The 11,137-nt window shown below is 68.2% G+C and carries 8 protein-coding genes and 1 pseudogene; all 9 read left to right on the top strand.

All coding sequences use genetic code 11. The features are described from left to right. Positions 1-1,696, top strand: a 1,696-nt coding sequence (gene murJ, locus Rhe02_RS48285; protein WP_203915333.1) for a murein biosynthesis integral membrane protein MurJ, incomplete at its 5' end; no start/stop codon positions are given. A gap of 513 nt (positions 1,697-2,209) precedes the next feature. Then, a complete protein-coding gene (locus tag Rhe02_RS48280; RefSeq protein WP_203915335.1) occupies positions 2,210-3,289 on the top strand; it encodes a glycosyltransferase family 4 protein in 1,080 nt (359 codons plus the stop codon). Next, on the top strand, positions 3,289-5,439 hold the full coding sequence (locus Rhe02_RS48275) for a hypothetical protein (protein ID WP_203915332.1): 2,151 nt from the start codon (positions 3,289-3,291) through the stop codon (positions 5,437-5,439). The genes Rhe02_RS48280 and Rhe02_RS48275 overlap by 1 nt, the downstream gene beginning before the upstream one ends. A 41-nt stretch (positions 5,440-5,480) precedes the next feature. Beyond that, on the top strand, positions 5,481-7,157 hold the full coding sequence (gene pyrG / locus Rhe02_RS48270) for a CTP synthase (protein ID WP_203915331.1): 1,677 nt from the start codon (positions 5,481-5,483) through the stop codon (positions 7,155-7,157). Position 7,158: 1 nt separating this feature from the next. Further along, complete coding sequence (locus tag Rhe02_RS48265) at positions 7,159-7,698, top strand: NUDIX domain-containing protein (RefSeq protein WP_239124562.1); 540 nt, start codon at positions 7,159-7,161, stop codon at positions 7,696-7,698. A gap of 195 nt (positions 7,699-7,893) precedes the next feature. After that, complete coding sequence (ald, locus tag Rhe02_RS48260) at positions 7,894-9,009, top strand: alanine dehydrogenase (protein WP_203915330.1); 1,116 nt, start codon at positions 7,894-7,896, stop codon at positions 9,007-9,009. 92 nt (positions 9,010-9,101) lie between these two features. After that, positions 9,102-10,028: a ParA family protein gene (locus Rhe02_RS48255; protein WP_203915329.1), complete on the top strand. Its 927-nt coding sequence runs from the start codon at positions 9,102-9,104 to the stop codon at positions 10,026-10,028. 10 nt (positions 10,029-10,038) lie between these two features. After that, positions 10,039-10,854 carry a segregation and condensation protein A gene (locus Rhe02_RS48250; protein ID WP_203915328.1) on the top strand — a complete coding sequence of 272 codons (816 nt, stop codon included), beginning with the start codon at positions 10,039-10,041 and terminating at the stop codon, positions 10,852-10,854. Continuing rightward, positions 10,847-11,137: pseudogene (locus tag Rhe02_RS48245) on the top strand (hypothetical protein); the annotation flags it as partial. The gene Rhe02_RS48250 and the pseudogene Rhe02_RS48245, both read left to right, overlap by 8 nt.

Raw genomic sequence — 11,137 nt, 5'->3', positions numbered from 1 at the left:
GAAAACTGAGCCTCGCGCCAGCCACGCGGAGCCTCCGGCCGACAACGCGGAGCCGGCAACCCAGAGGTCCAAGGCCGCCGGGTCGAGGACGGCGAGCACGCAGATCATTGGTGCCGCCACCCTGATCGCCCTGCTCACGATTGTCAGCCGGATCTTCGGGTTCGGCCGTAACGTCGTGCTGCTGGTGACAGTCGGGCCGACGGCGCTGGGTGACATCTACAACGCGGCCTCGGCCATCCCGAACATTATTTTCGAGATCGTGGCGGGCGGGGCCATGGCGGGGCTGGTCGTGCCGCTGCTGGCCGGGCCGATCGCCGCGGGCGACACCGAAGCCGTGCGGCGCACCGCTTCAGCCCTGCTCACCTGGACTCTGATCATTCTCACGCCGCTGGCGGTGCTGCTCGCCCTGCTAGCCGGGCCGATCATCTCCGCGCTGGATCCGACGGCCAGCGCCGAGCAGCATGCCGCGGGCGTGACCATGCTGCAGATCTTCTCGCCCATGGTTCCGATCTACGGGCTGGGCATAGTGCTGACCGGTGTGTTGCAGTCGCATCGCCAGTTCGCCTGGCCAGCCCTTGCCCCACTGCTTTCCAGCGTCACCGTGATGATCAGTTACGTGGTCTTCGCCGTGGTGGCCGGGACGAACCCCGATCTGTCCACTGTGGACAATGGCGAGATCTTGATCCTCGCGGTGGGGACGATGCTCGCCGCCGCGGTCCTCTCCGGCTGCCTGCTGATCCCGGTGCGCGGGCTGGGCCTGAAGTTGCGCCCCAGCCTGGACATCGAGCCCGAACAGCGTCAGCTGGTCTCCAGCCTGGCGCTGGCCGGCATGGTGACGATCGGCGTGCAGCAGCTGGCCCGCCTGGCCGCGATAAAGCTTGGGCTAGCCGCCAGCGACGGCGCCTACGTCATCTACAACACGGCACAGACGGTTTTCCTTTTGCCATGGGCGGTTTTGGCGGTACCGGTAGCGACCGCCACCTATCCCACGGTTGCCACCGCCTATGCGACCAGCGATACGCAGACGTTGACCAGCACAGTCTCCCGAACCGGGCGAGCGGTGGTGCTGCTGAGCTGTCTCGGCGCGGCCCTGCTGGCGGCGGTGGCGTGGCCGCTGGCAGACCTGTTCCTGCGCCACGATCCCGCCCAAGCGCGGGCGCTTGCCGTAGCGACGATCGCCTTCGCGCCCGGCCTTGTCGGCTATGGGCTCAGCGCGCTGCACCAGCGCACGCTTTACGCCGTGGGCGCACAGAAACTGGCCGCCGTGATGATGGGCATCGGGTGGGCGGTCACCATCGCCGCCTCGCTTGCCTTGAGCGCGCTGCTGCCGCTGCAAAGCCGCCCGGCCGCGTTGGGCCTGGCGAACTCGGTCGGCATGACGGCGCTCGGTGTAGCCCTGGCCATCGCGGTGCGCAAGCGCTGCGGCGAGTCCGCTATGACCGGAATATCCAGGGTGACCATCGCCGGTGTGGCCGCCGCGGTCGCCGGCGGGGCAGCAGCGCTGGTGCTGGTCTGGAGCCTGCGTCCGGAGAACCCGGGGATCTGGACCCTGATCGGCCTCGGCGCGCTCTCCACGGCCATGGCCGGTCTCGTCTTCGCGGTGGTGGCCGCCCTGGCCGACCGTTCGGAGGCGATGGCGGCGTGGGCCAAGCTGGAAAAGCTCCTGCAGCGCAGGCGGCGCAGTGCCACAGTATGACCAGCCACCCACCCCCAGCCGCCACCGCCGCTCCGCTCACCCCAGCCCCACGCAACCGCCCCTGAACGCGCAGACCGCGCACAAGCAGCCAAGCCACCCACAACAAGCGACACCCGCCGCCGCTGGCCGGGCGGCGGCATGGGCGGGGGCGGCATGTCAGAGGCCTGTGCGGCACAGCAAGGCGGCGCGGGCGGCACGGCGCGGATGGCACGGCGCGGATGGCACGGCGCGGGCGGGCGTGGCACGGGGCGGTGTGGCGTTGGCGTTGCGGTGTCGGCGGTGTGGCACGGCGCGGCCCGGGCGGTGTGGCGCGGGTGGCGCGGTGCGGGTGGGTGGTGGCCGATGGTGTGACGCGATGTGGGCCGGTGGTGTGCGGCGGTGGGGGCGGTGGCGTGACAGGGTGGGCAGTAGCCGGTGGGCGGAGGCCGGCGGTGGGGGCAGGGGATGCGGAAAGGGGGCGGTGTGACCGCGGACGATGACTCGGATTATCTGGGCGGCTGGGCGGGCAGGGCCATGCTGGTGCTCGCCTCCAGCACCGGCGGGATAGGCGCACATGTTGCCGGGATGGCGGGCCGGCTCGCTGCGTCTGGCGTTGAGGTGCTTGTCTGCGGCCCGGGCTCGACCGAGAAGCAATTCCGGTTCACCGAGCGGGGGGCCAGCTTCACGCCGGTGGAGATCCCGGCGAATCTGCATCCCAGCGACATGCGCGCGGTGCGGGCGCTGCGCCAGATCATGGTGCGCGACAAGCCGGAGGTGGTGCACGCGCACGGATTGCGGGCGGGCCTGGCGGCCGCGCTGGCGAGGCCGACCGTGCCGTTGGTGGTGACCTGGCATAACGCGCCGCTTCGCAACGGGCTGCGGGGACGCATGCACACGCTGATAGAGCGCATTGTCGGGCGGGCGGCCGACGTGACGCTGTGCGCGTCGGCTGATCTTGAGGATCGGGCCAAGGCGGTCGGGGCCAAGGATGTCCGGTTCTTCCCGGTGGCGGCGCCGCCGCTGCAGCGCACCCGGCGCAGCCGGGCGGCCGTGCGCGCGGCGCTGGGGATCGCCGAGGGGGTGCCGGTGGGGTTGTCGGTGGGCAGGCTGCATCCGCAGAAGGGGTATTCGATGCTGGTCACGGTCGCTGCGCGATGGCGCGACCTGACCCCGGTACCCAGAATATTGATAGCGGGCGAAGGGCCCTCCTATTTGGACTTGGCGGCGCAGGTCTCGGAGCTTCGGGCACCGGTCACGCTGCTCGGCCACCGCAACGACGTCGGCGACCTGCTTGCCGCGGCGGATCTGGCGCTGGTGACCAGTGTTTGGGAGGCGCGGCAGCTGTTCGCGCAGGAGGCGCTGACCGCCGGGGTGCCATTGCTGGCCACCGCCGTGGGCGGGATTCCGGAGCTGGTCGGCGATGGTGCCGAGCTGATCGAAGCGTCCAATCCCGACGCTCTGGACCGGGCTTTCCGCAAGCTCATCGGGGATCCCCAGGCGCGTGCCGAGCTTGCGCAGCGGGGCAGCCGCCGTGCGGCGACCTGGCCTAATGAGCAAGCGGCCGTGGAGAGCCTGCGAAATCTCTACGCTGAGCTGGCCAAAAGGACAGGCTGATGCGTCGCGTTCCGGCTTTGTTGATCACGATGGTGCTGGTGGCCCTCGCTTCGCTGCTCACTGGGGCCCAGGCCCAGGCAGCGCGGCCGCCGGCGGGATCAAGCAGCGCCGGATACGTGATTATCGCTGGGGTACCAGGTCTGCGCTGGGACGACGTCTCCCCGGAGGTGACGCCCACGCTGTGGAAGCTGGCGCAACGCGGCTCGATCGGCTCGCTGGCGGTGCGGTCGGCCCACCTGCCCACCTGCCCGGCCGACGGCTGGGTGACCCTGGGCGCGGGCAACTTCGCGGAACGCACCCGGGTCGCGGTGGTCGAGCAGTGCCCCGAGCTGCACGTGCTCATCGAGCGGCCCGACGACATCGGGGCGAACCTGCCCGACCAGCCGTCGGTGGTGGCCCAGCAGCGATCGTTGCCCTATGGCGCGGTGCCGGGGGCTCTGGCGGAGTCGATGCGCTGCACCACGGCCGTAGGCCAGGGCGCGGCGGTGGCGGCGGCCAAGCCCTTCGGGCGGGTGGACCGCTATGCGCCCACCCTTCCCGAGCAGCCCAACACCCTGCTGTCCACCTGCGTGCTCACCATCGTCGAGGTCGGTACCGTCTCCGGGCCCACCCCCGAGCAGCGCGCGGCGCAGGCCGCGGCGGCCGACGCCGTGCTGACCCGGCTTGAGGCGGCCCGCCCGGACGGATCGACCCTCATCGTGGCCGGGGTGTCCGACACCGACCGCAGCGGCCGTTTGCACGTAGCGGTCATCGATGGTCCGGGCTGGACGAACGGCTGGCTGACCTCGATCACCACGGGCGGGCGCACCGGGTACCTGGAATTGGTCGATCTCGCCGCCACCGCCGTGCACGTGCTGGGCCGCCCGGAGCCCAAGCGCCTGTTCGCCGGCAACCCGGCGACGCGCACCGAGGGCAAGCCCGAAGATCTTCAGGAGGCCAAGGCGGCGCTGGCCGACGCGGACCGCCGGGCGTCCTCCTCACTGAGCACCACGGGCTGGTTCTTGACGCTGCTGGCCGGCCTGCAGATCGTGCTCTACCTCGCGGTGATCCCCTTGCTGCGCCGCAGTTACCTGCACGCCGGCCCGACCGGTCCCACCTCGCCCCCGGCCCGGCTGGTCAGCCTGCTGGAGATCCTGCTCATCGGGGCCGCGCTGGTGCTGCCGGCGGCGGTGCTGGCCGACGTCGTGCCCTGGTGGCGTTCAGGACCGCGGGGAGGCCTTTTCGCGGGCGTGACGCTGGCCCTGACCGTTCTGCTCACCGCGCTGGTGGTGCGGCTGCCCAAGGCCCGCCAGACGCTTCTGCCGCTGGGGGTGGTCTCGGCCATCGCCGCCGGGGTGATCAGCCTCGACCTGGTGACCGGGGCGCGACTGCAGCTCAACGGCGTAGTGGGCTACTCGGCGCTGCAGGGCGGCCGGTTCTCCGGCATGGGCATCGTCGTCATGGGGGTCTTCATCGCCGGGGTGCTGATGCTTTCCGGGTGGCTGGCTCACCGTGTCCCGCAACATCGGCGCACGCTTCTGGTGGTTGGGGTGGGGGCGGTCGCGGTTGTTCTCATAGGCAGCCCGAGCCTGGGCGCCGACGCGGGCGGTGCGGTGGCGCTGACGGCCGGGGTGTGTCTCACCGCCGCGCTGGCCGCCGGAGGCTGGCTGACCTTCACCCGGGTGGCGTGGGCGCTGCTGGCGGGCGTGGTGGTGACCCTGGGCTTCGCGCTGGTGGACATCCGCCGGCCGGTGGACCGGCAGGGAAGTCTGGGCCGATTCCTCAACCAGCTCGCCGACGGCACCTCCTCGCTCACGCTGCACCGGGTGGGCGCGGCGAACGTGGCGGCCTTCAGCTCAAGCGCGCTCACCGTGCTGGCCATCGCCTCGGCCGTGTTCGCGTGGGCGGTGCTGCTGCGGCCGTGGGGTGGGCTCAAGCGGCTCTTCGGCATCTACCCGGCGATTCGCGCCGCGGCCATCGGCATGATCGTCGCCACCATCATCGCCGGCGTGTTGGGCGGCGTCGCCCTCAACGTGGCGGCGGCGGCCGCCGCCACGGCTCTTCCCCTGCTCACGGTGGGTGCGATGCGTGCTCTTGAGCATGCCGCAGACCGCACCCGCGCCGCCGAATCCTTGCCCGCCGACACGGGCGAGGCCGTGTCACCTGGGTAGGATCCCGAGCGATCAGGCAATTGGTGTTACTGTGAAGTCCCGTGGCACGGACGACCAGACACATATTCGTAACCGGAGGCGTCGCCTCCTCGCTGGGCAAAGGCCTCACGGCTTCCAGCCTTGGCAATCTGCTCACAGCCCGGGGTCTTCGGGTCGTCATGCAGAAGCTCGATCCATACATAAACGTGGATCCGGGCACCATGAACCCTTTCCAGCACGGCGAGGTCTTCGTCACCGATGACGGGGCCGAAACGGATCTGGACATCGGCCACTACGAGCGCTTTCTCGACCGGAACTTCTCGGCGAAGGCAAACGTGACGACCGGGCAGATCTATTCGGCGGTGATCGCCAAGGAGCGACGCGGCGAATATCTGGGCGACACGGTCCAGGTGATCCCGCACATCACCAACGAGATCAAGTCCCGGATCCGGGCGATGGCCGCTCCGGATGACGAGGGCCAGCATCCCGATGTCGTGATCACCGAGGTGGGCGGGACAGTCGGCGACATCGAGTCGCTGCCGTTCCTGGAGGCGATCCGCCAGATCCGGCACGACATCGGCCGAGACAACTGCTTCTACCTGCACGTCTCGCTGGTGCCCTACCTGGCCCCGTCGGGGGAGCTGAAGACCAAGCCCACCCAGCACTCGGTGGCCGCGCTGCGCAACATCGGTATCCAGCCCGACGCGCTGGTCTGCCGCTCCGATCGCGAGATCCCGGAGAACATGAAGCGCAAGCTGGCGCTCTACTGCGACGTCGATCAGGAGGCGGTGGTCTCCGCACCCGACGCACCGTCCATCTACGACATTCCGAAGGTGTTGCATCGGGAAGGTCTTGACGCTTATGTGGTACGGCGGCTCGGCCTGTCTTTCCGCGACGTCGACTGGGCCGCCTGGGACGACCTGCTCGAGCGCGTTCACAACCCGCAACACGAGGTCACCATCGCCCTGGTCGGCAAGTACATCGACCTGCCCGACGCCTACCTGTCGGTCTCCGAGGCCATTCGCGCGGCCGGTTTCGGCCACCGGGCGAAGGTCAACATTCGCTGGGTGACCAGTGACGACTGCGAGACCGCTGAGGGCGCGGCGAAGGCGCTGTCGCAAGTGGACGGTGTCGTCATCCCCGGCGGCTTCGGCGTGCGCGGCATCGAGGGCAAGATCGGAGCCGTGCGTTACGCGCGGGAGCAGAAGATCCCGACGCTGGGCCTGTGTCTGGGCTTGCAGTGCATGGCGATCGAGGTCGCCCGCGATGTGGCCGGGATCCCGAGGGCCAGCTCGTCTGAGTTCGACGAGCGCACCCCCGACCCGATCATCTCCACCATGGCCGATCAGGAGGACATCGTCGCGGGCAAGGGAGACATGGGCGGCACCATGCGCCTCGGCTCCTACGTCGCCAAGCTGACGCCGGGATCGCTGGTAGCGCAGGCTTACGGGACAACCGAAGTGACCGAGCGGCACCGGCACCGCTACGAGGTCAACAACGCCTACCGGGCGGCACTCGCCCAGGCCGGCTTGATCACCTCCGGCACGTCGCCCGACGGGAAACTTGTCGAGTTCGTGGAAATGGACCGTGAAGCGCATCCATATTTCGTGGCCACGCAGGCTCACCCCGAGCTGAAGAGCCGCCCGACCCGGCCGCACCCGCTGTTTTCGGGCCTGGTTGGCGCTTCCATCGCCTACGCTCAGGCGGACCAGCTACCCGGGGTATCCGCAGGAGTCTGAATTGTACGAAGTGGTGGGAAGCACCGAACGGTTTCGTGGCCCGATCCTTCGGGTCGTCACCGACCAGGTGACCATGCCGGATGGAAAGGTCGTCGACCGCGACATCGTGCACAAGTTCAACGCGGTGGGGGTAGTCGCGCTCGACGACCAGGACAGGGTGGTCCTTGTCCGCCAGTACAGGCATGCGGTCGGGGCCTACCTGTGGGAGCTTCCCGCGGGCCTGGTCGACGTCGACGGCGAGGACGATGCCCAGACGGCATTGCGGGAGCTGGTGGAGGAAACGGACTCCTCCGCCGGCCGGATGGAGCACCTGCTCGATCTGCACCTGTCGCCCGGGTTCACCTCCGAGCGCATCCGGATCTTCCTGGCTCGCGACATCACCGAGGTCGCGCCGGAGCTTCGGCATCAGCGGGCGGGGGAGGAAGCCGATATGCAGGTGAGGTGGGTGCCGCTGGCCGAAGCGGTGCAAATGGTACACAGCGGAGAAATAACCAATGCTGCCAGCGTTGCCGGTTTGCTGGCGGCCGCACTCAAGGCGTGATCCACTGGAGTCGTGAATCGTTGTGCTGACGGCGGCGGTGTTGTGCCATTAGCAAATTGTCAGTGTTGATCTCCAGTGCCTGACAAAGTGTCGGGCCCGGGCTGGGTATACCAAACCTAGACTGCCGCTTCGGGACGGTGTTTCGTGCGCGGCAACGGGGCCGCTCACACCGTCGTCGGGCTCAGGAGGGTAATCGTGAAGGTCGGCATCCCCCGCGAGATAAAGAACCACGAATACCGGGTGGCCATCACCCCGGCCGGGGTGAACGAATTCGTTCGCCACGGGCATGACGTGGTCGTAGAAGCAGGCGCAGGCCTCGGATCGTCGATCACCGATGACGAGTACACGGCGGCCGGTGCGCAGATCCTGACCAGCGCGGACGCCGTGTGGGACTCCGCCGAGATGATCCTCAAGGTCAAGGAGCCGATCGCCGAGGAGTACGACCGCATGCGCCCCGGGCAGGTGCTGTTCACCTACCTGCACCTGGCCGCGTCCAAGCAGTGCACCGATGCCCTGCTGACCCAGAAGGTCACCGGCATCGCCTACGAGACGGTGGAGACCGCAGACCGTTCCCTGCCGCTGCTCGCCCCGATGAGCGAGGTCGCCGGCCGGCTGGCCCCGCAGGTCGGCGCCTACCACCTGATGCGTTTCGCCGGTGGCCGCGGCGTGCTGCCCGGCGGAGTGCCGGGCGTGCGTCCCGCGAAGGCCGTCGTCATCGGCGCGGGCGTGTCCGGCATGAACGCGGCCCAGATCGCCAACGGTCTCGGCTTCGAGGTCATCCTGCTCGACCTGAACATCAACCGGCTGCGCCAGGCGGACAACCTGTTCGAAGGTCGCGTTAGGACCGTCATGTCCAACGCGTACGAGCTCGAGCGGGCCGTGCTCGAAGCCGACCTGGTCATCGGAGCGGTTCTGGTACCGGGCGCGAAAGCCCCGACCCTGGTGAGCAACTCGATGGTTTCGCGGATGAAGCCGGGCAGCGTGCTGGTGGACATTTCCATCGACCAGGGCGGCTGCTTCGAGGACTCGCACCCGACCACCCACGCCGACCCGGTCTACCGGGTGCACGACTCGGTTTTCTACTGCGTGGCCAACATGCCCGGCGCTGTTCCGCAGACGAGCACCTATGCGCTGACCAACGTGACCCTGCCCTACGCGATCTCGCTGGCCAACCACGGCTGGAAGGACGCGCTGCGCAAGGACCGCGCGCTCGCCTTGGGCCTCAACACCTACGACGGCCACCTGACCTACGGCCCGGTCGCCGAGGCGCACCACCTCAGCCACCTCTCGCTCGAGCAGGTCCTCGCTTAACCTATGTCTGAGCTGCGTCACCGCGTGTCCCAGTTACTACTCGACACGCGGTGACGTACAGTCGTCCACGATGGGTGGAAGGACGTAGCAGCATGGCAGGCAACGACCGAGTTGGGGCATGGACCTCATCGATGCGGGCGGATGCGTCCGGGTTGGACCTGAGCGCTGATCTCGGTCCGGCGGATCCAGCCGCGTACACGGCACGCAAAGACATCCCCGAACCGATGCCGACCGACCGGCATGGACCGGCCCGGATCATTGCGATGGCCAACCAGAAGGGCGGCGTCGGCAAGACCACCAGCGCCATCAATCTTGGCGCGGCGCTGGCCGAATACGGCCGCAAGGTGCTGCTGGTCGATTTCGATCCGCAGGGCGCGGCTTCGGTGGGTCTGGGCGTGAACCCGCACAACCTCGATCTTTCGATCTACAACCTGCTGATGCAGGACGATGTCACGGTCGAGGACGCGCTGATCAAGACCGACGTGGCGGGTTTGCACCTGCTACCGGCCAACATTGACCTTTCGGCGGCGGAAATCCAGCTCGTCAACGAGGTCGCGCGGGAGATGGCGCTGTCGCGCGTGTTGCGCCACGCGCGCAAGGACTACGACTACATCCTCATCGACTGCCAGCCGTCGCTCGGCCTGCTCGCGATCAACGCGCTGACCGTGGCACACGGGGTGCTTATCCCGCTGGAGTGCGAGTTCTTCAGCCTGCGCGGGGTCGCGCTGCTGCTGGACACCATCGACAAGGTGCGCGAGCGGCTCAACTTCGACCTCGAGCTCGAAGGCATCCTCGCCACCATGTACGACAGCCGCACCACCCACTGCCGCCAGGTTTTGCAACGGGTCGTGGAGGCTTTCGGCGACAAGGTGTACCAGACGGTCATCACCAAAACGGTGAAGTTCCCGGAGTCCACGGTGGCCGGTTCGCCGATCACCTCGCTCGACCCGGCCTCCTCGGGAGCGCGCAACTACCGCCAGCTGGCACGTGAGGTTATCGCCGCTCAAGCCGCGCGATAGGGTCTGCAGTGTGAGTGAGGCCGTAACCACCCGTTTCACCGTGCGGCTCACCAACTTCGAGGGCCCCTTCGATCTTTTGCTGCAGCTCATTGGCAAGCACAAGTTGGAGATCACCGAGGTCGCGCTGCACGTGGTGACCGATGAGTTCATCGCGCACATCCGTTCCATGGGTGATCAGTGGGATCTCGATGAGGCCAGCGAATTCCTGGTGATCGCGGCGACGCTGCTCGACCTGAAGGCCGCGCGGCTGCTTCCGGCTGCCGAGGTCGAGGATGAGGAGGACCTCGCGCTGCTCGAGGCGCGCGACCTGCTTTTCGCCAGATTGCTGCAATATCGCGCCTTCAAGCAGGCGGCCGCCGTGCTGGCCGAGCTTGCCGAGGTCGGCGATCGCCGCTGGCCCCGCAGCGTTTCGCTGGAGCCCCAATATGCCGCCGCTTTGCCTGACTTGGTACTGGGCATAGGCGCCGATCGTCTGCTCAAGCTGGCCGTGCGGGCGTTGGCGCCCAAGCAGCAGGTGCCGAAGCAGGTGTCGATCGCGCACATCCACCAGGTCCGCGTCTCGGTGCGGGAACATGCCGAGGTTTTGCGTGACCGTTTGCGCTTCCTTGAAGAGGCCAGTTTTGAGACGCTCGTAGCTGACTGTGTTAACACACTTGAGGTAGTTGCTAGATTCCTGGCACTCTTGGAGCTCTACCGCGAAGGGCTCGTGGAGTTCAACCAGGAGATAGCGCTAGGCGAGCTGGTGGTCCGATGGAGCGGCTACGACGGGGCAGCTGAGCTGGACATCGACGAATACGAGGATGGGGAAGTAGACACCGATGAGTGACCTGGAAAAGCAGGCGTCAACATGGGTGCCTCCGTGGCAACGTCCCGCCGCCAAACCCGCCTCCGAGCCAGGCCAGGACCTGCGCGAAGCCGCCGAACAGGCCGCCGCCCGCTGGTCAGCCACCGAAACCGACGCAGAATCCGACTCCGACGCCCCCGACTCTGCCAACGGCCCCGACTCCGCCGCGCACTCCGACTCTTCCGGGCGCTCCGACTCTTCCGGGCGCTCCGACTCTTCCGGGCGCTCCGACTCTTCCGGGCGCTCCGACTCTTCCGGGCGCTCC

Source organism: Rhizocola hellebori (assembly GCF_016862955.1).
Classification (GTDB): domain Bacteria; phylum Actinomycetota; class Actinomycetes; order Mycobacteriales; family Micromonosporaceae; genus Rhizocola; species Rhizocola hellebori.
The sequence above is the reverse complement of the archived record's forward strand: the minus strand, read 5'-3'. Positions and strand labels throughout refer to the sequence as shown.